Below are 24,960 nucleotides of genomic sequence, written 5' to 3'. Positions count from 1 at the left end.
TAAACCAAAAAAAATTTTCATCATTGGCCCTGTTGGGATCAAAGATCGCTGGCAGGGTGGTGAATATGATGCGGCGCTCCGCTTAGCGTCTGGAGCGAGGCGGAGACCTTTTCTTTCATCAACGATCGTTTAACCGCCGAGGAACTATGGCAAATTCAACGCTGGCTAACCCTGCCCCGCTGGGACTCATGGGATTTGGCATGACAACTATTCTGCTGAACCTGCACAACACTGGCTTGTTCGCCATGGACGTCGCCATTTTAGCGATGGGCATTTTTTATGGTGGGATCGCGCAGGTGCTGGCCGGACTGCTTGAGTTCAAAAAGAACAATACCTTTGGGCTGACCGCCTTTACCTCTTACGGCATGTTCTGGCTGAGCTTTGTGGCGATACTGCTGCTGCCGAAAATGGGTCTGGCAAATGCCACCGACGAACGCTTTCTTGGTGCCTGGCTGGCACTGTGGGGTATCTTCACGCTCTTTATGTTCGTCGGGACGCTGAAGGGTGCGCGGATGCTGCAGTTTGTTTTTGCCTCGCTGACGCTGCTGTTTGCCCTGCTGGCGGTGGCGCATCTGATGCATCTGCCAGCACTGGTGCCCTATGCAGGCTGGGTGGGTATTGTGTGTGGCGCCAGCGCCTGTTATCTGGCAATGGGTGAAGTGCTGAACGAAACCTTCGACCGCGTTGTTCTGCCGATTGGTGCAAAGCAGGTCTGAGCAGCGTTATAAGCGGAGCCTGGCTCCGCTTATGCCGTTACCCTTGTTTCACCGCCTGATACAGGCCAGGCTGATGGCTGATATCACGCCGCAGCCAGATACCCACCACCAGCCCCACCAGCGCCAGGGCCAGCACATACCAGGCGGGCGCGAAGGTCGAAAAACGCATCATCAGCGTAACCACGATAGGCGTCAGACCGCCAAAAATCGCATAGGAAAGGTTGTAAGAGAATGAGAGGCCGGTAAAACGCACCTCAGCCGGAAACGCGCGCACCATCACAAACGGCACCACGCCGACCACGCCGACGCTTAATCCCACCACGCCATACAGCAGAAACAGCTGCTGCGGATGGCTGGCAACCTGATGGTAAAAAAGCCAGCTACACAGCGCCAGTAGCACGCTGCCGACGCACAGCGTGCGGCTGGCACCAAAGCGGTCAGCCGCCATACCGGCAATAATGCAGCCGAAGCAGAGCATCACGGTGGCGATGCTGTTGGCCTGCAGGGTCAGCGCGGGCGCAATCCCTTGCTGCTTCTGCAACCAGACCGGCGACATCAGGATGACCACCACGATGCAGGCTGACAGCAGCCAGGTCAGCAGCATGGAGATCGCCACCGATTTTTTATGCCGGGTGAGCACGGTTTTCAGCGGCAGCGTCTCCGCCAGCGCTTTACGCTGTTGCATCGCCACAAATACCGGCGTCTCATGCAGCCAGCGGCGCAGGTACATCGCCCCCAGCCCAAACAGCCCGCCGAGCAAGAACGGAATACGCCAGCCGCCCTCAAGGATCGCCTGCTGCGTCATCGAGGTATTGATCAGCGTCGCCACCACCGAACCCAGCAAAATACCCACGGTCAGCCCGGCGGTCAGCGTGCCGCAGGCGATACCAATGCGTTTATAAGGAACATGCTCTGCCACAAACACCCAGGCACCCGGCACTTCACCGCCAATCGCCGCACCCTGCAACATACGCAGCAGCAGCATCAAAATCGGCGCAGCGATGCCGAGCGTTTGCCAGGTTGGCAACGCGCCCATCATCAGGGTCGGCAGCGCCATCAGTAAGATGCTCAGGCTGAACATCTTCTTACGCCCGACCTTATCGCCAAAGTGCGCCATGATAATGCCGCCCAGCGGGCGCGCCAGATAACCGGCCGCGAATATCGCGAAGGTTTGCAACTGGCGCAGCCACTCAGGCATATCGGCGGGGAAAAAGAGTTCGCCGATCACTGCGGCGAAGAAGACGAAAATAATGAAGTCGTAAAATTCCAGCGCGCCGCCGAGAGCGGCCAGCGCCAGCGTTTTGTAATCTTTGCCAGTCAGGCGCTGAACAGATGTCGGATTCATAATATTCCAGAGGCAAAAGAGAAAAGTTTGTAAAGCTGGGCTTACTATACCGTCAATCTTTTGCCACACCAGCCAGGCTGTAGCTTATGCCTGAAAAGCGGAATATTTAGTTATTTATCTCACGTATCGCGCTTTTAGGCCGAAAAGCTGCTACCACGTCGGCGTGAGTTTCCACGTATGGTCCTTCCAGCAACTGTAAACAATAAGGTACGGAGGCGAAAATGCCGTGCACCTTCACCTTACCCTCTTCATCCTTCAGACCTTCCAGCGTCTCTTTGATCGATTTCGGCTGGCCGGGCAGATTAAGGATCAGCGACTGTTTGCGGATCACTCCGACCTGACGCGACAGAATGGCGGTCGGCACAAACTGCAGGCTAATCTGGCGCATCTGCTCACCAAAACCGGGCATTTCGCGATCGGCAACGGCTAAGGTAGCGTCCGGTGTGACATCGCGCCGTGCCGGTCCGGTGCCGCCGGTGGTCAGTACCAGATGGCAAAAACGTTCATCAACCAGTTCGCAAATGGCCTGTTCGATCATCGGCTGCTCATCCGGTACCAGCCGTGATTCGATCTCAAATGGCGTGCTGATGGCGCTGTTCAGCCAGCTTTCCAGCGCCGGAATGCCCTGATCCTGATAAATGCCGTTGGCGGCGCGATCGGATACCGAGATCAGGCCTATGCGTAATGTGTTCATGATTATCTTCGCTGTGATTTACCGCGGTGCGGTGGAATAAAAGGGGAAGAGCAGAAAGGATAATACAAAGCGAAAGTGACGGAAAAGGGAAACCGTGACGGACAGTGCCGTCACGGTCAGGCATTACAGCAGTTCTGCCAGCATCTTCTCAAGTTTGCCCTGATCAACGGCAAAATTGCGGATACCTTCGGCCAGCTTCGCCACCGCCATTGGGTCCTGGTTGTGCTGCCACAGGAACTCAGACTCGGTCATGCGGGCCGGACGCGCTTTCACTTCACCGCTGTAGCTCAGCTTGCGCTCCAGCGTGCCTTCGCTTTCTGCCAGCTCTTTCAGCAGCGCAGGTGAAATGGTCAGACGATCACAACCAGCCAGTTCGATGATTTCGCCGACGTTACGGAAGCTGGCACCCATCACCACGGTTTCATAGCCGTGCTGCTTGTAGTAGTTGTAGATTTCAGAAACCGATACCACGCCTGGATCTTCGTGCGCGGCATACTCTTTCTTATCGGTGTTGGCTTTGTACCAGTCGAGAATACGGCCAACAAACGGTGAAATCAGGAACACGCCCGCTTCAGCACAGGCACGCGCCTGGGCGAAGGAGAACAGCAGCGTCAGGTTACAGTTGATGCCTTCTTTTTCCAGCTGCTCCGCCGCGCGGATACCTTGCCAGGTTGAAGCCAGTTTGATCAGGATGCGATCGTTGCTGATACCGGCATCGTTATAGAGTTTGATCAGACTGCGGGCTTTGGCGATGCTGCCTTCAGTGTCGTAAGAGAGACGGGCATCGACTTCGGTCGAAATGCGGCCGGGGATCAGTTTGAGAATTTCCAGACCGATGTTAACCGCCAGCTTGTCAGAAACCAGCTGCAACTGCTCTTCTTTGTTGCTGCTCTGCTCACGCGCCCAGCCGATCGCTTCATCGATCAGTTTGCGGTATTCAGGGATTTGTGCGGCGTTAAGAATCAGAGAAGGGTTGGTAGTAGCGTCCTGCGGCTGGTACAGCTTCATGGCTGCAATATCACCGGTGTCGGCTACCACGGTGGTGAGCTGACGCAGGGAAGTAAGTTTGTCCGTCATGTTCTTTTCTCTTAGTTAACTGTCAGGGTGAAAAAAGGCTGTTGCGATAATATCACGCGTCAACGGTGGCGCAAGGTCAGGGAATGCCGTTTACCATAGCGTGAACAAATAGGTGTGATTCGTCATTCTTTGCGGCTTTTTTGGTACACTGCGTGGCTTAACGAACAGCCAATCCCCTGTAAAACCAGGTGTTAACCGAGGAAGCAACTATGTTGATGGTGATCTCGCCCGCCAAGACGCTGGATTACGAAAGTCCGCTGGCGACCCCGCGGTTTACCCAGCCAGCCCTGTTAGAAAAGTCACAACAGCTGATTGAAATTGCGCGCGTTCTGTCACCCGCCAGCATCGCCTCGTTAATGGGCATCAGCGACAAGCTGGCGCACCTCAATGCCGAGCGTTTTAACAGCTGGCAGCCCGATTTCAGCCCGGACAACGCCCGCCAGGCGATTCTGGCGTTCAAAGGGGATGTCTACACCGGCTTGCAGGCTGAGACCTTCAGCGATCAGGATTTCGATTTCGCTCAGCAGCATTTACGTATGTTGTCCGGCCTGTATGGCGTCCTGCGTCCGCTGGATCTGATGCAGCCCTACCGGCTGGAGATGGGCATCCGGCTGGCCAATCCGGCTGGCAAAGATCTCTACAGCTTCTGGGGCGATCTGCTGACGGAGACGCTGAACGCCGCGCTGGCGGAACAGGGTGATGCGGTGCTGATTAACCTCGCCTCTGATGAATACTTCAGGGCGATCAAACCGAAAAAGCTGCAGGCGCAGCTGATTAAGCCGGTGTTCCTCGATCAGAAGAACGGCAGTTATAAAGTGATTAGCTTCTATGCCAAGAAGGCGCGCGGATTAATGAGTCGCTTCGTGATTCAGCAGCGTCTGACAAAGCCGGAACAGCTTAAAGCGTTTGATGTGGATGGCTATGCTTTTGATGCTGCCAGCAGCAGCGAGACGGAGCTGGTGTTTAAGCGCGCCGGGCTGTAACCGGCTGCGCCCGTGGTGCCTCCCGTTATTCGGGAAGCACCACAAAGGGTTATTTCAGCAGAAAGGCCCGCAGTGCGGCAAAATCGGCCTGCATCTGATGTGACAGCAACGGCAGTTCTGCCCGCTCCGCCAGTTCCGGTGGCAACGTCAGCGTCTGCTCCAGAATCTCTTCCACGCTCTCTCTGAATTTCGCCGGATGCGCGGTGCCAAGGAACAAACCATACTCCCCATCCTGCAGCTGATCGCGCAGCAGACGCCAGGCAATCGCAGCGTGCGGCTCAGAGATATAGCCCAGTTCCGCCAGCTCACGCATGGCGGCGCGGGTGGTCTCATCCGAAACCGCGCCGTAGGCCAGATCGGTTAACCGCCAGGTCTTACGGCGGAATAGCTCTTCAACGCGCGGCCAGTTGTTAGGCTGGCTGACATCCATGGCATTCGACAACGTCGAGACCGTCAGATTGGGCTGCCACTCGCCGTTACCCAGGAAGCGCGGCACCGTATCGTTGGCGTTAGTGGCTGCGATAAAGCGCTTGATCGGCAGACCCAGCGATTTCGCCAGCAGACCGGCGGTCAGATCGCCAAAGTTGCCGCTCGGCACCGACACCACCAGCTGATTACGTTTTTCCTGTGGCAACTGGGCGACCGCTTCAAAGTAGTAGCAGATCTGCGCCAGCAGGCGGCTGATGTTGATGGAGTTGGCTGAGTTCAGACCAATCGCCTGCTTCAGCTCTGCATCATCAAACGCCTGTTTCACCAGCGACTGACAGGCATCGAAATCGCCGTCGATAGCGATGGTTTCGATGTTGCCGCCCAGGGTACAGAAGAGTTTCTCCTGCAGCGGGCTGATTTTGCCCTGCGGATAGAGGATCACCACCCGCACGTTCTTCATGCCGTAGAAAGCGTGCGCCACGGCCGCACCGGTATCGCCGGAGGTGGCGGTTAAAATGGTGATCTGCTCATCTGAGCCGCTGACATACGCCAGCATTTGCGCCATAAAACGGCCGCCGAAATCTTTAAACGCCAGCGTCGGGCCGTGGAACAGTTCCAGACAGGCGATATCTTCACTGACCGCCTTGACCGGTGCCGGGAAAGCAAACGCGGCTTTAACACGCTCAGCCAGCTGGTGGGCCGGGATTTCGTCACCAATATAGGCCGAGAGAATTTTGCTGCTGCGGCTGACAAAATCCATCTCCAGCATCGCGTCGATGTCGGTCAGTTCAAACTCTGGCAGCTCAAGCGGGAAAAACAGCCCCTGCTGCGAACCCAGACCCTGTTTCACCGCCTGGGCGAAGCTGACCTGCTCGTTGTGATCCTTTAGATTGTAGAGTTTCATGCGTTATCCCAATTGTCGTGCGCCAGCCGTGTCAAGACGGCAGATATGGACGAAGCCTTCATCATTCTGCAGATAGTGCTGGCTCAGCCAGTCAGCCATCCGCTGTGCCGTTTCCATCTGATTGCAAACGGCGAAAAGTGTCGGACCGGAGCCGGAAATCCCGCAGGCCAGCGCGCCAATATCCTGCGCGGCCTGCCGTGCATCGGCGAAGCCTGGCAGCAGTCGGGTGCGATAAGGCTCGGCGATCACATCCTGCATCAGTTTAGCTGCCAGCTGCGGCTGACGCGTATGGCAGGCATGAATGAAGCCCGCCAGCAGACGGCCATGCTTGATGCAGTCCTCTTTACGATACTGCGCCGGCAGAATCGCGCGCGCTTCGGCGGTAGAAACTTTAATGCCTGGGTAGGCCATCACCCACAGCCAGTCATCAAAGCCCGGCACCGGCTGGCTGATAATGTCGTTCTCTTCCAGCATCAGCTGAATGCCGCCGAGGAAGCACGGTGCCACATTATCATAATGGACGCTGCCGGAAATCCGCCCTTCCAGCTCACCCATCAGCAACAGCAGCTGGCTGTCGCTGAGTGGCTTGCCGCAAAATTCGTTCATTGCCATCAGGCCAGCCACCACCGAACAGGCGCTCGACCCCAGCCCGGAGCCGATCGGCATGTTCTTCTCCAGCGTCATCGCCACCGGAATCTCTTTCCCCAGCGCCTCGCAGAACCGCTGCCAGCACTGATAAACGATATTCTCTTTGGGATCGGCTGGCAGCTTAGTCACGAAACGGCCCGCGTTGGTCAGGCTGAAGCGATCGGCCGCTTCGACCGAGACGCAGTCGCCCAGCAGCGAGCCATCCACCGGCGACACCGCCGCGCCCAGCACATCGAAGCCGACGCTGACGTTACCAATTGAGGCCGGTGCATAAATTTTTACCATTATTAAACTCCCAACTTCCATGACAGCGTGCGCAGCAGGTCAGCAAAAACACCGGCTGCCGTCACATCATTTCCTGCACCGTATCCGCGCAGTACCAGCGGAATCGGCTGATAGTAGCGGCTGTAAAAGGCCAGCGCGTTCTCGCCGTTTTTCACTTTATACAGCGGATCGTTACCGTCAACGGCATCGATTTTCACTTTGCAGACGCCGCCCTCTTCAATCACCCCGACGAAGCGCAACACTTTCCCTTCATCGCGTGCCTGCGCCACCCGTGCGGCAAAGGCGTTATCCAGCTCCGGCAGGCGCTGCATAAACTGTTCGACATCCTGAATGGCGGTCAGACTCTCCGGCAGCAATGGTTCGATCTCAATGTCGCTCAGCTCCAGCTGGTGACCCGCTTCACGGGCCAGAATCAGCAACTTACGCGCCACATCGGTGCCGGAGAGATCGTCACGCGGATCGGGTTCAGTGAAGCCCATTTCGCGGGCCATATTCGTCGCCTGAGACAGCGTTACGCCCTCATCCAGCTTGCCGAAGATAAACGACAGCGAGCCGGAGAGAATACCGGAAAAGCGCAGCAGTTCGTCACCGGCATTCATCAGGTTCTGCAGGTTTTCGATCACCGGTAAGCCTGCGCCGACGTTGGTGTCGTAGAGGAATTTACGTCGTGACTTCGCCGCCGCCGAGCGCATCTGCTGGTAATAATTCCACGACGAGGTGTTGGCCTTTTTGTTCGGCGTCACCACGTGGAAACCCTCGCTGAGGAAATCCGCATATTGATCGGCCACCGCCTGGCTGGAGGTACAGTCGACGATCACCGGGTTCAGCAGATGGTACTCTTTCACCAGACGGGTCAGACGGCCGAGGTTAAACGGCTCTTTGGCTTCGCTCAGCGCCGCTTTCCAGTTGCTCAGATCGATGCCGTGTACATGGGTCAACAGCGCGCGTGAATTGGCAATGCCGCAGACCCGCAGATCGATATGCTTCTGCTTCAGCCACGCCTGCTGACGGTGTAACTGATCCAGCAGCGCGCCGCCCACCCCGCCAACGCCGACCACAAACACTTCGATGACCTGATCGGTGGCGAACAACATCTGATGCACCACACGCACCCCGGTGATCACTTCGTCATTATTCACCACCACCGAGATCGAGCGCTCGGACGAGCCCTGGGCAATCGCCACGATATTGATGTTGGCGCGCGCCAGCGCCGAGAAGAATTTTGCCGAAATGCCGCGCAGCGTGCGCATACCGTCACCGACCACCGAAATCACCGCCAGGTTTTCAATGATATCCAGCGGATCGAGCAGGCCATCTTTCAGTTCAAGATAGAACTCCTCTTCCAGCACGTGGCGCGCCCGCGCCAGCTCATTCTGCGGTACACAGAAGCTGATGCTGTATTCGGAAGAGGATTGGGTGATCAGCACCACCGAGATACCGGTGCGTGACATCGCAGCAAACACCCGAGCCGCCATTCCGACCATCCCTTTCATGCCAGGACCGGAGACGTTAACCATCGCCATATTATTCAGGTTGGTGATGCCTTTGACCGGATTCTCATCCAGCTCGCCCTGGCCGCCGATCAGCGTGCCGGGCGCCTGCGGGTTGGCGGTATTTTTAATCAGGCACGGGATCTGGAACTGGGCAATAGGCGCGATGGTACGCGGATGCAGCACTTTGGCACCAAAATAGGAGAGCTCCATCGCCTCCTGGTAGGACATCGATTTCAGCAGGCGCGCATCCGGCACCTGGCGCGGGTCGCAGGTATAGACGCCATCGACATCGGTCCAGATTTCACAGCAGTCGGCGCGCAGACAGGCCGCCAGCACCGCTGCCGAATAGTCTGAGCCGTTACGTCCCAGTACCACCAGTTCACCGCGCTCATTGCCGGCGGTGAAGCCGGCCATCAGGATCATATTCTGTGGCGGGATCTGGCTGGCGGCAATGCGACGGGTCGATTCGGCGATATCTACGGTCGATTCGAGGTAGTGACCAACTGCCAGCAGTTTCTCGACCGGATCGATAACGCTGACCTCGTGGCCTCGCGCCTGCAGCAGCGCTTCCATAATGGCGATCGAGAGTTTTTCACCGCGGCAGATAATCGCCGCATTCACGCTGTCGGGACATTGCCCTAACAGGCTGATGCCATGCAGCACCTGTTTCAGCTGAGCAAACTCAAGGTCAACGCGGGTTTTCAGGCGATCGTACTCAAAGCCGGGCTGCGCGTCCGCCAGGCCCTGCAGCAGCGCGCTGAAGATGCGTTCGGCATCGCTGATATTCGGCAAAGCGTCCTGACCACTGATGGTTTTTTCGATCATCGCCACCAGATGGTTAGTAATCTTCGCTGGCGCAGAGAGCACGGTTGCAACCTGTCCTTGTTGCGCATTATTTTCCAGAATGTCGGCGACGCGGAGAAACCTTTCCGCATTCGCCACCGAGGTCCCGCCGAATTTCAGCACTCGCATAATTTAAACTCTCCTGAATTTAAGCCGAAAAAAAAGCCCGCACTGTTTAGGTGCGGGCTTTTTTCTGTTTTTTCCTGTATGCGTCAGCCCGCACCGTTACCTGAGGTAATGGTGGTGGTAATGATTGTGATGTTCAGGCTGTTTTTACGCATTGAGATTTATTTTCTGTCTGTTTTTGTCTGTCCGTCTGGCCTTCAGAAGTAAAGCAAAGCGCACGTTAAGTCAACGAATTTGTCCGAAGGTCAAATTTTCGGCACTGCGCACAGCTGCCTGTGAAAGCACTAAATCGTGTGCGATCGTTTGCCATGCTAAAATTCTCTACGATCTGTCGCTGGAAAATCCGCTTTTTCCCGAGGATTTATCTATAAGTTTTTTTTCTATGTCATGCAGCAGGCGGTGCAGCATCGCGCTGTCACGCTGTTCCAGCAGGCCAATGCGCTGGTTAATCCAGTCTGCCATTTTCTCGTCGTCGCTGACTTCCAGCGTCTGCAGTAACTGATGAAAACGCTGACGCAGCGCCTGTAGCTGCTGAGCGTCTGCCGCCGCGACTGCCGGTGCCGCCACCTGATTCAGCTTCGCCAGCTGATAGCAGTAGACCATGACCGCCTGCCCCAGATTCAGCGATGGGTAGTCGTTCGCCATCGGAATGCCGGTCAGCAGATCAACCTGCTCCAGCTCCTCATTGGTCAGCCCGCTGTCTTCACGTCCAAAGACCAGCGCCATGCTGTTCACCCACTGACGCTTTTCCAGCAGCTGAATTTCAACCTGTTCAGGCGTGGCGTAATAGCGGAATTTTGCCCGGCTGCGGGCGGTGGTCGCCACCGAGAAGTCAATATCCGCTAACGCCTCAGCCAGGGTCGCGTAGGTCTGGAGGTTATCGAGGATGTCGCCGGCACCATGCGCAACCCGGCGCGCTGCCGGGTCCTGCCAGGCGTCACTGGCGACAATCCGCAGCTGGCTAAAGCCCATGGTTTTCATCGCGCGCGCCGCAGCGCCAATATTTTCTGCCCGGGCAGGCGAGACCAGAATCAGGGGAAAAAGCATGTTTATTCCGTTGGGTTTGCTGACATAACGCCATATTAACACGGCTGTTAATGATTTAGCCGCCTCGCAGAAACAACAAAAGCAGATGTTAAAACCGCCAGAAATCGATGCCAAACGCGTTTTTGCGGCTCAGATGGGCCTTATTTATAAAATCGTTATAAATTCATTGAAATTCAGTAAGCTAAAATACCGTTCCCTTCCGGTTATAGTTTGCAAATTACGCGCCGCAAATGTAGCAAAAATGCTGCTTTTTGTGAGCTAAGCAGGCAATCTACGAGAAGTTTTTCACAAAAGTGTTAACGTGCTACAATTGCATTTGATATAAGTCAACGAAGCGTTGTTTTTATGCTTATCGGTTGTAGTTGGTGCTGTTAGGTTGCTGTTAATGCAGTTAGGATATGCGCCATTATCTTTCTCTCACGGGGCATGCGATTTTCATCCTGACTGGCTGAGCTAATACTGTTGTTGACGTTGATAGATGGCTTATCAAAATAGTATTCCGTACAACGGTTCAGCACGGTCCGCCGCTCTCGATGATGAAGAACGCCATAGCGCTGTACGCCCTGTTTTTAATTTGTTGGCAAATTTTAGGTAGCTAAACATGCAGACCCCGCACATTCTTATCGTTGAAGACGAACTGGTCACGCGTAATACCCTCAAAAGCATTTTTGAGGCGGAAGGTTATGTGGTGTATGAGGCGACGGATGGTGCTGAAATGCATCAGGTGCTGACCGACAATGACGTCAATCTGGTCATTATGGACATCAACCTGCCCGGTAAAAACGGCCTGTTACTGGCCCGTGAACTGCGCGAACAGGCTAACGTCGCTCTGATGTTCCTGACCGGCCGTGATAACGAAGTCGATAAAATTCTCGGTCTGGAAATTGGCGCTGACGACTACATCACCAAGCCCTTTAACCCGCGTGAACTGACGATCCGTGCCCGCAACCTGCTGTCACGTACCATGAATCTGGCGCTGCCAAGCGAAGAGCGTCGTCAGGTTGAGAGCTATAAGTTCAACGGCTGGGAGCTGGATATTAACAGCCGCTCGCTGATCAACCCGAACGGTGAACATTACAAGCTGCCGCGCAGTGAGTTCCGCGCCATGCTGCACTTCTGCGAGAACCCGGGCAAGATTCAGACCCGTGCGGATCTGCTGAAAAAAATGACCGGTCGCGATCTCAAACCGCATGACCGTACCGTCGATGTGACCATCCGCCGTATTCGTAAGCATTTCGAATCAACGCCGGATACGCCAGAGATTATCGCCACCATTCATGGTGAAGGTTATCGCTTCTGCGGCGACCTGCAGGACTAACCGGTCCGCTGGTAAAAAAACGCCCTGACGGGCGTTTTTTTTTGCCTTAGCGCCACGGCATAATCGGGACTGCGCTCAGGGCATTTTTCGGCGAGCCTTCCACCACTTTATCGGAGTAGGTCAGATAGACTAAGGCGTTGCGCTTTTTATCGAAGAAGCGTACAACCTGCAGCTTCTTGAAGATCAGTGAGGTGCGCTGGCGAAACACCACGTCACCCTGCGCTTTGCCCTGCGCAATCTTCTCACTCAGCTCGACCGGCCCGATCTGCTGGCATGAGATGGCTGCGTCAGAGGTGTCTTCCGCCAGACCTAATCCGCCCTTGATGCCGCCGGTTTTCGCCCGACTGATATAACAGGTTACATTTTTAACATCGGGGTCATCGAAGGCCTCAACGACAATCTTGTGGTCGGGTCCGAATATCTTGAACACCGTATCTACCGAGCCAATTTCCTCGGCGAGCAGCGGGCTGGAAAAGGTCAGAGTGGCAAACGCGGCGATCATAAGACGAGATATTGTCATGGAGTTACCATTGCAAATGGAATAGACGAGACTGTAATGTACTGTCAATCGAGTTAATGACCAAACCAAAACGGGTTTAAGCCCGCACTGATGTAGCACCATCTTCCTGAGAAAGCTGCCCACGCCTTTTGAGCATTTAGTGCTATTATTCGACGACTGCGTTTAGCTGCACCACCAGAGTATGAGGATGTTTTATGGACCAAGCCGGTATCATTCGCGATTTGCTTGTCTGGCTGGAGAGCCATCTGGATCAACCCCTTTCACTGGACAATGTCGCCCTGAAAGCAGGTTACTCTAAATGGCATTTACAAAGGATGTTCAAGGACGTCACTGGCCATGCAATTGGCGCTTATATCCGTGCGCGACGTCTGTCAAAGGCCGCAGTTGCACTGCGTCTGACCAGCCGCCCGATTCTGGATATTGCCCTGCAGTATCGTTTTGACTCGCAGCAGACCTTTACCCGTGCGTTTAAAAAGCAGTTTAACCAGACGCCGGCCTGGTATCGCCGCTCTTCAGAGTGGAATTCATTTGGCATCCGTCCGCCAATTCGCCTCGGCGATGAGACGCAGCCTGAACCGAGCTTCGTTACCTTGCCGGAAACGGTGCTGGTGGGGCAAACCCAGAACTACACCTGTACTCTGGAGCAGATCTCCAGTTACCGCGACGAAATGCGCATCCACTTCTGGAAGCAGTTCCTGCTGGAGACCGATACGGTGCCGCCGGTGCTGTATGGCCTGCACCAGGTGCGCGCCAGCCAGGATAAGGATGATGAGCAGGAGATCCTCTACACCACCGCAGTGCCGGCCGACAGCGCCATGAATCTGCACTCCGGCCAGAGCGTGATCCTCGAAGCGGGCGATTATGTGCAGTTCACCTACACCGGACCGCGCGTTGAGCTGCAGGAGTTTATCCTGTTGCTGTACGGCACCTGTATGCCGACGCTGGGCCTGACCCGCCGCCAGGGACAGGATATTGAACGGTTTATCACCGACGGTGGTAAAAAGCGCAGCGAGCCGCCAACAGAGATCCGCTGTGAATATCTGATTCCGATTCGTCGCCAGCCCGCCGCCAGTTAAGCCCTTCTGCCGTCATGCCGACGGCAGAAAGTACTTCTCTTTAGCGCTGCAGCTCGTCGAGCGCCGGCGCATCAAGATGGGAAATATCCCCGGCCGTTTCCACCACCCAGCCCTGCGCCAGCCAGGCGCTCTGTTGATGATCGACGCGTGAGATCGAGCAGTTACGCAGCCGCAGACGCCGCTCCGCATGGGCTGGCAGGCCGAGGATGGTGCTGACCAGTACCCCCAGCGCCATGCCGTGACTGACAATCAGTGGCCGGCTGCCCGCAGGCAGATCGAGACAGGCATTCAGCGCCTGATGCATCCGCGTGGCCATCTCGGTCATCGACTCACCGTTCGGGATACGTCCCCCTTCGGTACCGTTAACCAGCGTGGCGCGCCACTGCTCCTCTTCGGCGGTTAACCCGTCGAGCGGACGCTTCTCCAGCACCCCCATGTTCAGTTCGCGCAGGCGAGGATCGAGCGTCACCACGCAACCACAGGCATCGGCGATGATCTCAGCCGTGTGGCGCGTACGCCCGAGATCGCTGGCGATAATGTGCGTGATGCCCAGACTCCTGACGCGTTCACCCACCTGATGGGCTTGTTGCTCACCTTTTTCCGTCAGCGGACTGTCGGACTGACCCTGAATGCGGCGTTCCGCATTCCATACCGTTTCACCGTGACGAACAAGATAGACCTGTAGCATGCTTAGTTTCCGTTATACTGCGACAAAAATCGCCTTAGAGCCTTCCCCATCAGACGTCATCGTTGCAGGCAGTCTGGCGAGAGGCAGCGCGAAACAACCGGAGCGTACAGGCAGTACGTAAGGGTTGTGGCACTGCTCAGGTTCAGGCTGGCCAGTAAAATAGCCTGATGGGCCAGGCTCTTAATCACCTAAGGGTTCAATCAATTATGTACCATGTTGTCGCAGCCACCACCAACCCAGCGAAGATTCGCGCGATTGCGCAGGCATTCAACGACGTTTTCGGCGAGGGATCCTGCCATATTGAAGGGGTCGAGGTCGATAGCGGCGTTGCCGCACAGCCGTTAACCCATCTTGAAACGCGAACTGGCGCACGTCAGCGGGTAATGAATGCCCGACAGGTCCGACCTGAAGCAGCATTCTGGGTGGCCATTGAGGCCGGCATTGAAGATGACTGCGCCTTTGCCTGGATGGTGGTGGAAAATCAGAAACAGCGTGGAGAATCCCGCTCGGCCAGCTTCACGTTGCCGCCGGTGGTACTGGCTGGACTGCGTGAAGGCCGCGAGCTGGGCGAGGAGATGGCACGGTTAACCGGCATTGAGAATATTAAACAGCAGGGCGGCGCGATTGGTGCTTTTACTCAGGGCCTGCTCAGCCGCTCCAGCGTCTATCATCAGGCACTGATCCTGGCGCTCTGCCCGTTTGTTCATCCGCTTTATCAGCAGTGATCAGCGACGGCCCAGATGCGCTTCCAGCCAGCGTTTCAGCTCGGGCGGGGCCTCTTTCAGGCTGTTTGAGCCACGCGTGATGGTTGCAATGCCGACCCCAAGCTCGTTTTTCAGCTCGCGCTGGCTCATCTCGCCGTTCATCAGCTCTTCAATAATCCGCAGACGGGTGCCAAAGGCTTCGCGCTCATCCGGCGTCATCATCAGCTGCATCAGCGGCAGCGCATGGCCGTCCGCAAACGCCTGCTGCATCAGCCCGACAAAGCGATGCCAGCTATCCTCTGCCAGGTGCGCATCGGTGGGGGAATCAGGTTGGGTCATGAAGAGGCTTCCGTACTCGCTAAAGAGTACGGAAGCTTAGCACAGCTAGTAACGGCGATTCCACTCAGCATCTGACAGGATCTTGTCAGGCTGGCCCATGAAGTGACGATAGTAGGCGTCATACGCCAGAACATTCTTCACGTAGCCACGGGTTTCTGAGAACGGAATGGTCTCAATAAACGCCACCGCATCGAGGTTACCGCCACTGACTTTCTGCCAGCTGCGTACCCGTCCAGGCCCGGCATTGTAAGCCGCCGAGGCGAAGATCCGGTTCTGACCAAACTGCTGATAGACATACTCCAGGTACTGCGTCCCGATCTGGATATTGGTCTCCGGGTCCAGCAGCTGACTGGTATTGGCGTAACCCGGAATATTGTACATTTTGACGGTATGCGCCGCAGTGGCTGGCATGATCTGCATCAGGCCGCTGGCACCGACCGGTGAGCGCGCTTTCGGGTTCCACGCACTCTCCTGACGTGAGATAGCCATCGCGTAGCTCGGCGGGATCTGCTTATCCTGGGTATTACGCTGATAGACGCTCTGCCACGCCAGCGGGAAGCGCTCTTTCAGGCTGTCCCACATTTTGGCGGTAATAGTGGCCTGCACGCTGAGATCCCACCAGTCCTGCTCGTTGGCGTAACGCGCCAGCATCTGCTGCTGACTGTGCGGCCGGCTGGCAATCAGGTTAGCCCATTCGCTGCGCGCCAGGTTATCCAGTCCCCAGTACATCAGCTCACGAACCCGGGCCAGCTCTGCGCCCTGAACCGTGGAACTATCGGGCTTCGGCGCTTCATCGACCTGCAGCGGATAGTCCACGCCCAGTCGCTGCGCGGCTACCATCGGATAGAAGCCGCGCGCCTGCATCAGCTTACGCAGGATCTCTTCCGCTTCCTCTTTGCGATCTTTTTCAAACAGCAGATCCGCCTGCCAGTATTGCCACTCATCCTTCTCTTTAGCTTCCAGCGGCAGGCGGGCGATCCAGGTATTCAGGCCGCGACGATCGTGCTGGGAGAGCGCCAGCCGCACCCGGCGTTCCACCAGCGCGGTCGATTCGCTGTTCATCACTACCGCATCACGCCAGCGCGCCTGTTCTGAAGTCAGGTCGCTGCCCATCATGCGCCACACCACGATCTCCTTCAGCGCCTGCTCATCCTCCGGCCCCATTTTCTGGGCACGCGCCAGAATCGGGATCAGGCTGCGGGCGTTTTCCATATCCTGCCGTGCTACCCGCGTGAAGGCGTAAAGAGTGGCCTGACGGGTAAAGTCTGTTGGTCCGACGGCGCTGGCAAAGGTGCTGACCGTCAGCGGGTCCTGCTGCAGCGCCTGGATCGCATCTGACATGGTCTGGTAATCGGCCGGCAACGATTTCGCCAGATAGCTCACCAGGCTGTCGTTGCCCGCTTTCATCGCCAGCCGGATGCGTTCCAGAATGGTAATCGGTGAGAGCTGGCCGGAGGCCTGCCATACCGAGAAGAGCTTATCGCAATCGTTGGGCAACGCCGTGCCGCGCAGCCAGATCTGCTTCGCGCCGTCAAAAGCCGCCTGCTGCTGGCCGGTGGCCCATTTGGCGTAGTACCAGTTACAGCGCGCCTGCACCGGTTTCGGCTCGGTCGGACTGAAATTAAGCACGCCCTGCCAGTCCTGGCGATGCGCCAGCACGTTGATAAAACGGGTGCTGAGCGAACGCGCCGGTGGCAACGTCGGATACTGGCGGATAAAGTTTTGCACCGCCAGGCTGGTCTCCTGATCGAGATCCTGCGCCAGCAGACGATACTGCAGATAAGGATAAAGGGGATAATCCTGTAGCGTTGGCAACAGCTGATCCACCGTGGCCATCTGGTTACTGTCCCAGGCCTGTTTAATTTGTTGATAACGCTGTCGTTGTTGATCAAGCGAATCGGCCCATGCGCTGCTGGCCGTGCCGACCAGGCAGATCCCTATCATCCAGTTACGCCACTTCACCACGTAAATCTCCTCTGTTGCTGGGCGCCGGCAGGTTGCCAGACTCCCTTCATGCTAACCAGGCCACCCGGCTCTTGCCATGTTCTTCACAAAATTTACGCACGCAGAGGTTAAACGCACCGTCATCGCCCGTCCGCTGCGCCGCAATTGTGCAAATAATCATCACAAAAACTTATGGCAACCACACTTAACGCGTTGAATCATAGCGTTAAAAAAATGGCACAGCCTTTGCTCTGTTGAACCCCATCTTGTATACCAGCTGGAATTCAACGTATGGCTTCGACCTTTGGCTTGACCCTTCACGACTGGCAGCAACGCTATCAATCGGCACCGCAGCAGATTATTCCGCTGCTGGAGGCGCATCTGGCGGCGCTGGACCCGCAGGATAACGCCTGGATCTATCTCGCGACCCCGGCTCAGCTGATGGCGCAGCTGGAACCGCTGCTGGCGCAGTACCAGCGCGATCCCGCATCGCTGCCGCTGTTTGGCGTGCCGTTCGCCGTCAAGGACAACACCGATATTGCTGGCTGGCCGACCAGCGCCGCCTGCCCGGCCTTTACCTATATCGCAGATAACGACGCGACGGTGGTCGCCAGACTAAAAGCCGCTGGCGCGGTGGTGATTGGCAAAACCAACCTCGATCAGTTTGCCACCGGCCTGGTGGGCACCCGTTCACCCTATGGCGCGGTCTCTAACACCTTTGATGCCGATTACGTCAGCGGCGGCTCCAGCTCCGGTTCCGCCTCGGTGTTAGCGCGCGGGCTGGTCGGCTTCTCACTCGGCACCGACACCGCCGGTTCGGGTCGGGTCCCGGCCGGATTTAATAATATTGTTGGCCTGAAACCCACCAAAGGCTGGTTTTCTGCGCACGGCGTGGTGCCGGCCTGTCGGCTGAATGACACGCTCTCCGTCTTTGCCCTGACGGTGGAGGATGCCTTTACCGTCGCCACTCTGGCCGGTGGTTATGACGCCGCTGACGCCTACTCGCGCGTCAATCCGCATACCGCACCGGCCAGCCTGCCCGCTCACCCTCACTTTGCCATCCCGGCGAATCCAGAATTCTTTGACGATGCGGCAGCCGAAGCGGCCTGGGATCGGGCGCTGGAAGCGCTGCTGATTGCGGGCGTAACGCTGCAGCCGATTGATTTCACGCCGTTCAGCCAGCTGGCAGAGCAGCTCTATTCCGGTCCCTGGGTGGCCGAGCGTACCGCCGCGGTCGGCGACATGCTGCATCGTCCGGCGGAGATGGACCCGGTGGTGCACGGCATCGTCGCCAGCGGCCTGAAATACAGCGCCGTTGAGGCGTATCAGGCGGAGTACCTGCGGGCGGAGCTGACGCGTCAGATTCAGCAGACTCTGGCGCAGTTTGACGCGCTGGTGGTACCGACCTCGCCCACCATCCACACGCTGGCGGAGATGAAGCAGGAGCCGGTGGCGTACAACTCACAGTTCGGCACCTACACCAACTTCACCAACCTGGCCGATCTCGCCGCGCTGGCGCTGCCCGGACCGTTCCGCAATGACGATTTACCGGCGGGCATCACGCTGATCGCGCCTGCCTGGCACGATCGTGCGCTGGCCGACTTTGGGTTGCGCTGGCAGCAGCAGTTAGCGCTACCGCTCGGTGCCACCGGCCAGCCGCAGCCGACCCGGTCGCGCGCCCTGCCGCCTTCAGCCGATCACGTACGGGTGGCGGTGGTCGGCGCGCATCTCACCGGTATGCCGCTTAACTTCCAGCTCACCAGCCGTCAGGCGGTGTGGGTGGAGGAGACGCAGACCGCGCCAGATTATCGCCTGTTTGCGCTGCTGAATGGGCCGATCAAAAAACCTGGCCTGATGCGCGACGATCGCGGTGCCGCTATCACCGTCGAGCTGTGGGATATCCCGCTGGCGCGGTTTGGTGAGTTCGTGGCGGAGATCCCGCCGCCGCTGGGCATCGGCAGCCTGACGCTGGCGGACGGCCGGATAGTAAAAGGCTTTATCTGTGAAGGGTCCGCGCTCAAAAACGCGCTGGAAATTACTGAAACGGGCGGCTGGCGCAACTGGCTGGCGACGCAAGGGAGTCACTAAACCATGTTCAGCACCGTACTCATTGCCAACCGTGGCGAAATCGCCTGTCGCGCCATCCGTACCCTGAAACGCCTGGGCGTGAAAAGCGTGGCGGTCTACTCCGATGCCGATCGTAATGCGCAGCACGTTAAGCAGGCCGATATGGCGATCGCGCTGGGCGGCGATAAAGCCAGCGACAGCTATCTGCGCATCGACAAAATTCTGGCAGCAGCGCAGCAGAGCGGCGCTGAAGCCATCTGGCCGGGCTATGGATTCCTGTCCGAGAGCCTGCCGTTTGCCGAAGCCTGTGAGCAGGCGGGCATCGCCTTTGTCGGCCCGACAGCGCAACAGATCGGCGAGTTCGGTCTGAAACACCGCGCCCGTGAACTGGCCGCACGCGCCGGTGTGCCAATGACGCCCGGCACGCCGCTACTGGATTCGCTGGAGGCGGCATTGCAGGCCGCCGATGAGATCGGTTATCCGGTGATGCTGAAAAGCACCGCGGGCGGCGGCGGGATTGGCCTGACGCGCTGCGCCGATGCCGCGGCGTTAGCCAGCGCCTGGGAGAGCGTGCGTCGTCTGGGCGAACAGTTCTTCAGTGATGCTGGCGTATTTCTGGAGCGCTGCATCGATCGCGCCCGCCATGTGGAAGTGCAGATCTTTGGCGACGGTCGCGGCACCGTGGTCGCGCTGGGTGAGCGCGACTGCTCACTGCAGCGGCGTAATCAAAAAGTGGTGGAAGAGACCCCGGCTCCGGGCCTGTCGGCCGCCACGCGTGACGCCCTGCTCGCCTCGGCGGTGCGTCTGGGTGAGCTGGTCAACTACCGCAGCGCCGGTACCGTCGAGTATATCTATGACGTCACTCAGCAGGCGTTTTACTTTCTCGAAGTGAATACCCGGCTGCAGGTTGAGCATCCGGTCACCGAATGCGTGACCGGGCTGGATCTGGTCGAGTGCATGTTAAAAGTGGCGGCGGGCGATGAGATCGACTGGCCGCGCCTGCAGCAGCCACCGCAGGGCGCCGCCATTGAAGTGCGGCTCTACGCGGAAGATCCGCTGAAAAACTTCCAGCCGAGCCCCGGCCTGCTCACTGCCGTCAGCTTTCCCGCCGGCGTGCGCGTCGACAGCGGCATTGAAACCGGCAGCGAAGTCTCCAGCTTCTACGATCCGATGATCGCCAAACTGATTGTGCACGCCGACAGCCGCGAGGCGGCGCTGGAGAAGATGCAACAGGCGCTGGACGCCACTCAGCTGCATGGCATCGCTACTAACCTCGACTATCTGCGGCAGATCGTGGCGACCGGGGCGTTTCGCAGCGGCGCGGTCTGGACCCGATATCTTGATAGCTTCACCCCCTCCGCGCCGGTGATTGAAGTGCTGCAGCCCGGTACCTTCAGCTCGGTTCAGGATTATCCCGGCCGCCTCGGCTACTGGGACATTGGCGTTCCACCTTCCGGCCCGATGGATGATTTCGCCTTTCGGCTGGCGAACCGGATTGTCGGTAACGACGAATCAGCGGCGGGTCTGGAGTTTACCCTGCAGGGCCCGACGCTGCGCTTCCACTGCGATGCGATTATCGCCCTGACCGGCGCAGACTGTGCGGCGACGCTGGAGGGCGAGCCGGTCAGCAACTGGCAGCCGCTGACGATCAAAGCGGGACAGACGCTGGCGCTGGGTCGCGCGCAACAGGGCTGCCGCGGCTATCTGGCGGTACGCAACGGCCTCGACGTGCCGGAATACCTCGGCAGCCGCAGCACCTTCTCGCTGGGCCAGTTTGGCGGCCACGCCGGACGGACGCTGCGCGTCGCGGACATGCTGACCCTCTCCCGGCCTGAACTGCCAGCCTGCACCACACCGCCGCCGATCAGCGCGCCACAGGCACCCGATCCGGCCATGATCCCGCACTACGGCACCGAATGGCGCATTGGCGTGCTCTACGGCCCGCACGGCGCGCCAGACTTCTTCACCCAGGCCGCTATCGACGAATTTTTTGCCAGCGACTGGCAGGTCCATTACAACTCCAACCGCCTCGGCGTGCGGCTGGTCGGCCCGAAACCGAGCTGGACCCGCGCCAACGGCGGCGAGGCGGGCCTGCACCCTTCTAACGTCCACGACTGCGAATATGCCATTGGTGCCATCAATTTTACCGGCGACTTCCCGGTGATCCTGACGCATGACGGCCCGAGCCTGGGCGGGTTCGTCTGTCCGGTCACCATCGCCAAAGCCGAGCTGTGGAAAGTCGGTCAGGTTAAACCGGGCGATCGCATTCGTTTCCATCCGATCGCGGCTGATGAAGCACTGGCGCGGGAAAAGGCACAGCAGCAGGCGATCGCCACGCTGCGCCCACATCATTCCCCCGCGTTTGCTATCCCTTCGCTGGCCGAAACCGAGCACGGTTCCGCCACCGTGCTGGCCGCACTGGACGCCACCGCAACCACACCGCAGGCGGTTTACCGTCAGGCGGGCGACAAATATGTGCTGATTGAATATGGCGATAACGTGCTGGATCTGGCGCTGCGACTGCGCGTTCACCTGCTGATGGCTGCACTACGCGAGCGGGCGGTGCCCGGCGTCGAAGAGCTGTCGCCCGGCGTGCGTTCGCTGCAGGTGCGCTACGACAGCCGCATCCTCAGTCAGTCTGAACTGATGTCGCTGTTGCTGACGCTGGAAGCGACGCTGGGCGACGTCAGCACGCTGAAAGTGCCGTCGCGCGTGGTCTGGATGCCGATGGCGTTTGAGGACAGTGCCACGCTGGATGCGGTAACCCGCTATCAGGAAACGGTGCGGTCCAGCGCGCCCTGGCTGCCAAACAACGTTGATTTTATTCAGCGTATCAATGGATTAACCGATCGCGAACAGGTGCGCGACACCCTGTTCAACGCCAGCTATCTGGTGCTTGGGCTGGGCGATGTCTATCTCGGCGCGCCCTGTGCGGTGCCGATCGATCCGCGCCATCGTCTGCTGAGTTCCAAATACAGTCCGGCACGCACCTTCACCGCCGAAGGCACGGTCGGCATCGGCGGCATGTACATGTGCATTTACGGCATGGATTCACCCGGCGGCTATCAGCTGGTTGGCCGCACGTTACCGATCTGGAACACCTTCCTGAAAAACCCGCAGTTCGCGGCTGAAGAGCCGTGGCTGCTGCGCTTCTTCGATCAGGTGCGTTTCTATCCGGTGAGCGAAGCCGAACTGACGCAGCTGCGGGAAGATTTCCGCGAAGGCCGCGCCAGCGTAAGGATTGAAGAGACAGAGTTTGATTTCGCTGCCCACCAGCAGTTCCTGGCGGACAACGCCGGGGAGATTGCGGCCTTCCGCCAGCGTCAGGCGGCCGCGTTTGAGCGGGAAGTAACGCTGTGGGCAGAGGAAGAGCAGAACGCGCCGCTGACGCCGGATGCCCCGCCGCCGGTCGCTGAGCAGGATGAGAGCGCGCTGGCGGTGCAGGCCGATATGAATGGCAACATCTGGAAAGTGCTGGTGCAACCGGGTGAGACGGTCAGCGCCGGTCAGACGCTGGTGATCGTCGAGGCGATGAAGATGGAGCTGGCGATTGTCGCGCCGCAGAACGGACGGGTGAAACGTATTGCCTGCCAGGCGGGTCGTCCGGTGAGTCCGGGCGAAAGCCTGCTGTGGCTGGAATAAGGAGTCACGATGACGATGCATTCTCCCACCCCGAAAGTCCGGCCGGAAGCGCTGGCGGAACGGGTTTATCAGGCGCTGAAGGAGGATATTTTTGCCTTTCGCCTGATGCCCGGTGACCGCTTCAGCGAAAGTGAAATTGCCGGTCGCATGGCGGTCAGCCGCACCCCGGTCCGTCAGGCGCTGTTCCGGCTGGAACGTGAAGGCTTCGTTGAGGTGTGGTTCCGCAGCGGCTGGCAGATCAGGAATTTCGATTTTGCCTGGTTCGAGTCGCTGTATGACCTGCGTACCGTGCTGGAGTGTGAGGCGGTGAAACGGTTGTGCGCCCTGCCCGCCGCGCAGTGCAGCGCCCTGTTAAGCGGGCTGACACGCTTCTGGTGCCAGGACGAGCGGCTGACTGCCGGCCTTACCGTGTCACAACATGATGAGGCGTTTCACATGACGCTGGTCGCCGCCGCAGGCAATCTGGAGATGGCGCGTATTCACGCTGAGCTGACGGAGAAAATCCGCATCATCCGCCGTCTCGACTTCACCTCTGACGATCGGATAACCGCGACCTATCAGGAGCATGAACAGATTTTACAGGCGATTTTTCAGCAACAGACCGAGGAGGCACAACGCATCCTGACTGACCATATCGCCGTCAGCAAGGCGGAAGTCAGGAAAATTACTTTGCACCGACTCCAGCAGGCCCGGCTTCAACCCATTGAATAACAAACATCACAATTAGGGGTTTTATCACCATGAAAAGACGTTCATTGCTCAAGGCTTTCGCGCTTTCCGCTACCGTTGCCAGCATGGGTCTCGCCTGGAGTGCTCAGGCGGCTGACACCATTAAGGTCGGTATTATGCATTCCCTCTCCGGGACTATGGCAATTTCGGAAACGCCGCTGAAGGATGTGGCGCTGATGACCATTGATGAGATCAACGCCAAAGGCGGCGTGCTGGGGAAAAAGCTGGAGCCGGTGGTGGTCGATCCCGCCTCCAACTGGCCACTGTTTGCCGAGAAGGCGCGGCAGTTACTGACCCAGGATAAAGCGGCCGTGGTGTTTGGCTGCTGGACCTCGGTATCGCGTAAATCGGTGCTGCCGGTGTTTGAGGAGCTGAATGGCCTGCTGTTCTATCCGGTGCAGTATGAAGGTGAAGAGATGTCACCTAACGTGTTCTACACCGGCGCAGCGCCTAACCAGCAGGCGATCCCGGCGGTGGAATATCTGATGAGCGAGGATGGCGGCAGCGCGAAACGCTTCTTCCTGCTCGGCACCGATTATGTCTATCCGCGCACCACCAATAAGATCCTGCGCGCCTTCCTGCACAGCAAAGGCGTACAGGATAAAGATATCGAAGAGGTCTACACGCCGTTTGGTTACAGCGATTATCAGACCATCGTCGCCAACATCAAAAAGTTTGCTGCCGGCGGCAAAACGGCGGTGGTCTCCACCATCAACGGCGACTCCAACGTTCCCTTCTATAAAGAGCTGGCGAATCAGGGCATTAAAGCCACCGATATTCCGGTGGTGGCCTTCTCGGTCGGCGAAGAGGAGCTGCGCGGTATCGATACCAAACCGCTGGTCGGTCAGCTAGCTGCCTGGAACTATTTTGAGTCGATCGATAACCCGACCAACGCGAAATTTGTCGCCGACTATCGCGCCTATGCGAAGGCCCACAACCTGCCAAACGCCGCGACGGTAGTAACCAACGATCCGATGGAAGCGACCTATGTCGGCATTCATATGTGGGCGCAGGCGGTAGAAAAAGCCGGTACCACCGACGTGGATAAAGTGCGGGCGGCGATGGCCGGTCAGACCTTTAAGGCACCAGACGGCTTTACCCTGACCATGGATCAGACCAACCACCATCTGCATAAGCCGGTGATGATTGGCGAAGTGGAAGAGAACGGCCAGTTCAACGTGGTGTGGCAGACCGATCAGCCGGTACGCGCGCAGCCGTGGAGCCCGTACATTGCCGGTAATGATAAGAAACCGGATCACCCGATGAAAGCCGCGCAGTAAGTGCGTCAGGTGCCGGCCTGCGGCTTTGCAGACCGGCGCCCCGCTGCGTAGATGGCACAACGC

21 protein-coding genes and 1 other annotated feature are annotated in these 24,960 nt (G+C 58.1%); of the genes, 9 read left to right on the top strand and 12 right to left on the bottom strand.

Features of this window, described 5'->3' with window-relative positions:
* Window positions 1–146 precede the first annotated feature (146 nt).
* Window positions 147–716: an acetate uptake transporter gene (satP, locus tag ACX3P5_RS02620; RefSeq protein WP_458968262.1), complete on the top strand. Its 570-nt coding sequence runs from the start codon at window positions 147–149 to the stop codon at window positions 714–716.
* Between the two features lie 37 nt (window positions 717–753).
* Here satP and ACX3P5_RS02615 read toward each other — a convergent pair whose 3' ends face one another.
* The 3 genes from ACX3P5_RS02615 to tal all read right to left on the bottom strand — a co-directional run bounded on the left by ACX3P5_RS02615 (window position 754) and on the right by tal (window position 3,832).
* Window positions 754–2,061, bottom strand: a complete 1,308-nt coding sequence (locus ACX3P5_RS02615; protein WP_233985343.1) for an MFS transporter — start codon at window positions 2,059–2,061, stop codon at window positions 754–756.
* Window positions 2,062–2,167: 106 nt separating this feature from the next.
* Entirely contained in the window at window positions 2,168–2,755 is a 588-nt protein-coding gene (gene mog, locus ACX3P5_RS02610) for a molybdopterin adenylyltransferase (protein ID WP_233985344.1), read from the bottom strand.
* Window positions 2,756–2,878: 123 nt separating this feature from the next.
* Window positions 2,879–3,832, bottom strand: a complete 954-nt coding sequence (gene tal, locus ACX3P5_RS02605) for a transaldolase (protein WP_013356716.1) — start codon at window positions 3,830–3,832, stop codon at window positions 2,879–2,881.
* Between the two features lie 209 nt (window positions 3,833–4,041).
* Between tal and yaaA the strand changes: the two genes are divergently transcribed.
* Complete coding sequence (yaaA, locus tag ACX3P5_RS02600) at window positions 4,042–4,815, top strand: peroxide stress protein YaaA (protein WP_458968261.1); 774 nt, start codon at window positions 4,042–4,044, stop codon at window positions 4,813–4,815.
* Window positions 4,816–4,864: 49 nt separating this feature from the next.
* Here the strand turns inward: yaaA and thrC are convergent, their stop codons facing one another.
* From thrC to ACX3P5_RS02575, 5 genes are all read right to left on the bottom strand, one after another.
* A complete protein-coding gene (thrC, locus tag ACX3P5_RS02595) occupies window positions 4,865–6,148 on the bottom strand; it encodes a threonine synthase (RefSeq protein WP_233985346.1) in 1,284 nt (427 codons plus the stop codon).
* A 3-nt stretch (window positions 6,149–6,151) separates the two neighbouring features.
* Window positions 6,152–7,081, bottom strand: a complete 930-nt coding sequence (thrB, locus tag ACX3P5_RS02590; protein WP_233985347.1) for a homoserine kinase — start codon at window positions 7,079–7,081, stop codon at window positions 6,152–6,154.
* A 2-nt stretch (window positions 7,082–7,083) separates the two neighbouring features.
* A complete protein-coding gene (gene thrA, locus ACX3P5_RS02585; RefSeq protein ID WP_233985348.1) occupies window positions 7,084–9,546 on the bottom strand; it encodes a bifunctional aspartate kinase/homoserine dehydrogenase I in 2,463 nt (820 codons plus the stop codon).
* A gap of 26 nt (window positions 9,547–9,572) precedes the next feature.
* Window positions 9,573–9,691: a sequence feature (Thr leader region), on the bottom strand.
* The gene (gene thrL, locus ACX3P5_RS02580) at window positions 9,630–9,698 is read right to left on the bottom strand and encodes a thr operon leader peptide (RefSeq protein ID WP_409520461.1); all 69 of its coding nucleotides are present in this window, start codon (window positions 9,696–9,698) and stop codon (window positions 9,630–9,632) included. (Overlaps the previous feature by 62 nt.)
* A gap of 166 nt (window positions 9,699–9,864) precedes the next feature.
* Entirely contained in the window at window positions 9,865–10,590 is a 726-nt protein-coding gene (locus tag ACX3P5_RS02575; protein ID WP_233985349.1) for a tRNA/rRNA methyltransferase, read from the bottom strand.
* A gap of 601 nt (window positions 10,591–11,191) precedes the next feature.
* Here ACX3P5_RS02575 and arcA point away from each other — a divergent pair.
* Complete coding sequence (arcA, locus tag ACX3P5_RS02570) at window positions 11,192–11,908, top strand: two-component system response regulator ArcA (protein WP_046289182.1); 717 nt, start codon at window positions 11,192–11,194, stop codon at window positions 11,906–11,908.
* Window positions 11,909–11,954: 46 nt separating this feature from the next.
* Here arcA and creA read toward each other — a convergent pair whose 3' ends face one another.
* Entirely contained in the window at window positions 11,955–12,428 is a 474-nt protein-coding gene (gene creA, locus ACX3P5_RS02565; protein ID WP_233985350.1) for a protein CreA, read from the bottom strand.
* 194 nt (window positions 12,429–12,622) lie between these two features.
* Here creA and robA point away from each other — a divergent pair, with 194 nt between their 5' ends.
* The gene (gene robA / locus ACX3P5_RS02560; RefSeq protein ID WP_233985351.1) at window positions 12,623–13,504 is read left to right on the top strand and encodes an MDR efflux pump AcrAB transcriptional activator RobA; all 882 of its coding nucleotides are present in this window, start codon (window positions 12,623–12,625) and stop codon (window positions 13,502–13,504) included.
* A gap of 40 nt (window positions 13,505–13,544) precedes the next feature.
* On the opposite strand, the gene gpmB is transcribed toward robA, so the two are convergent.
* Complete coding sequence (gpmB, locus tag ACX3P5_RS02555; RefSeq protein WP_233985352.1) at window positions 13,545–14,192, bottom strand: 2,3-diphosphoglycerate-dependent phosphoglycerate mutase GpmB; 648 nt, start codon at window positions 14,190–14,192, stop codon at window positions 13,545–13,547.
* A gap of 206 nt (window positions 14,193–14,398) precedes the next feature.
* Here gpmB and yjjX point away from each other — a divergent pair, with 206 nt between their 5' ends.
* Window positions 14,399–14,917 carry an inosine/xanthosine triphosphatase gene (yjjX, locus tag ACX3P5_RS02550; RefSeq protein WP_031376028.1) on the top strand — a complete coding sequence of 173 codons (519 nt, stop codon included), beginning with the start codon at window positions 14,399–14,401 and terminating at the stop codon, window positions 14,915–14,917.
* On the opposite strand, the gene trpR is transcribed toward yjjX, so the two are convergent.
* Complete coding sequence (trpR, locus tag ACX3P5_RS02545) at window positions 14,918–15,235, bottom strand: trp operon repressor (RefSeq protein ID WP_233985353.1); 318 nt, start codon at window positions 15,233–15,235, stop codon at window positions 14,918–14,920.
* 45 nt (window positions 15,236–15,280) lie between these two features.
* Window positions 15,281–17,200 carry a murein transglycosylase gene (gene sltY, locus ACX3P5_RS02540; protein ID WP_458968260.1) on the bottom strand — a complete coding sequence of 640 codons (1,920 nt, stop codon included), beginning with the start codon at window positions 17,198–17,200 and terminating at the stop codon, window positions 15,281–15,283.
* Window positions 17,201–17,470: 270 nt separating this feature from the next.
* Between sltY and atzF the strand changes: the two genes are divergently transcribed.
* From atzF to urtA, 4 genes are read left to right on the top strand one after another with little or no spacing between them, the layout of a single operon-like run.
* Window positions 17,471–19,267, top strand: coding sequence for an allophanate hydrolase (gene atzF, locus ACX3P5_RS02535; protein ID WP_458968259.1), 1,797 nt, complete (start codon window positions 17,471–17,473; stop codon window positions 19,265–19,267).
* A gap of 3 nt (window positions 19,268–19,270) precedes the next feature.
* Complete coding sequence (uca, locus tag ACX3P5_RS02530) at window positions 19,271–22,888, top strand: urea carboxylase (RefSeq protein WP_458968258.1); 3,618 nt, start codon at window positions 19,271–19,273, stop codon at window positions 22,886–22,888.
* Between the two features lie 9 nt (window positions 22,889–22,897).
* Window positions 22,898–23,599, top strand: coding sequence for a GntR family transcriptional regulator (locus ACX3P5_RS02525; RefSeq protein ID WP_458968257.1), 702 nt, complete (start codon window positions 22,898–22,900; stop codon window positions 23,597–23,599).
* A gap of 29 nt (window positions 23,600–23,628) precedes the next feature.
* Entirely contained in the window at window positions 23,629–24,897 is a 1,269-nt protein-coding gene (gene urtA / locus ACX3P5_RS02520; RefSeq protein ID WP_233985358.1) for an urea ABC transporter substrate-binding protein, read from the top strand.
* Window positions 24,898–24,960 lie beyond the last annotated feature (63 nt).

This window comes from Pantoea sp. S-LA4 (genome assembly GCF_054482835.1).
This window is presented reverse-complemented; position numbering and strand designations above follow the sequence as displayed.

Bases quoted from the DNA above. Each gene is read 5' to 3' on its own strand.
- satP (WP_458968262.1), top strand. From the start codon at position 147: ATGGCAAATTCAACGCTGGCTAACCCTGCCCCGCTGGGACTCATGGGA.
- ACX3P5_RS02615 (WP_233985343.1), bottom strand. From the start codon at position 2,061: ATGAATCCGACATCTGTTCAGCGCCTGACTGGCAAAGATTACAAAACG.
- mog (WP_233985344.1), bottom strand. From the start codon at position 2,755: ATGAACACATTACGCATAGGCCTGATCTCGGTATCCGATCGCGCCGCC.
- tal (WP_013356716.1), bottom strand. From the start codon at position 3,832: ATGACGGACAAACTTACTTCCCTGCGTCAGCTCACCACCGTGGTAGCC.
- yaaA (WP_458968261.1), top strand. From the start codon at position 4,042: ATGTTGATGGTGATCTCGCCCGCCAAGACGCTGGATTACGAAAGTCCG.
- thrC (WP_233985346.1), bottom strand. From the start codon at position 6,148: ATGAAACTCTACAATCTAAAGGATCACAACGAGCAGGTCAGCTTCGCC.
- thrB (WP_233985347.1), bottom strand. From the start codon at position 7,081: ATGGTAAAAATTTATGCACCGGCCTCAATTGGTAACGTCAGCGTCGGC.
- thrA (WP_233985348.1), bottom strand. From the start codon at position 9,546: ATGCGAGTGCTGAAATTCGGCGGGACCTCGGTGGCGAATGCGGAAAGG.
- ACX3P5_RS02575 (WP_233985349.1), bottom strand. From the start codon at position 10,590: ATGCTTTTTCCCCTGATTCTGGTCTCGCCTGCCCGGGCAGAAAATATT.
- arcA (WP_046289182.1), top strand. From the start codon at position 11,192: ATGCAGACCCCGCACATTCTTATCGTTGAAGACGAACTGGTCACGCGT.
- creA (WP_233985350.1), bottom strand. From the start codon at position 12,428: ATGACAATATCTCGTCTTATGATCGCCGCGTTTGCCACTCTGACCTTT.
- robA (WP_233985351.1), top strand. From the start codon at position 12,623: ATGGACCAAGCCGGTATCATTCGCGATTTGCTTGTCTGGCTGGAGAGC.
- gpmB (WP_233985352.1), bottom strand. From the start codon at position 14,192: ATGCTACAGGTCTATCTTGTTCGTCACGGTGAAACGGTATGGAATGCG.
- yjjX (WP_031376028.1), top strand. From the start codon at position 14,399: ATGTACCATGTTGTCGCAGCCACCACCAACCCAGCGAAGATTCGCGCG.
- trpR (WP_233985353.1), bottom strand. From the start codon at position 15,235: ATGACCCAACCTGATTCCCCCACCGATGCGCACCTGGCAGAGGATAGC.
- atzF (WP_458968259.1), top strand. From the start codon at position 17,471: ATGGCTTCGACCTTTGGCTTGACCCTTCACGACTGGCAGCAACGCTAT.
- uca (WP_458968258.1), top strand. From the start codon at position 19,271: ATGTTCAGCACCGTACTCATTGCCAACCGTGGCGAAATCGCCTGTCGC.
- ACX3P5_RS02525 (WP_458968257.1), top strand. From the start codon at position 22,898: ATGACGATGCATTCTCCCACCCCGAAAGTCCGGCCGGAAGCGCTGGCG.
- urtA (WP_233985358.1), top strand. From the start codon at position 23,629: ATGAAAAGACGTTCATTGCTCAAGGCTTTCGCGCTTTCCGCTACCGTT.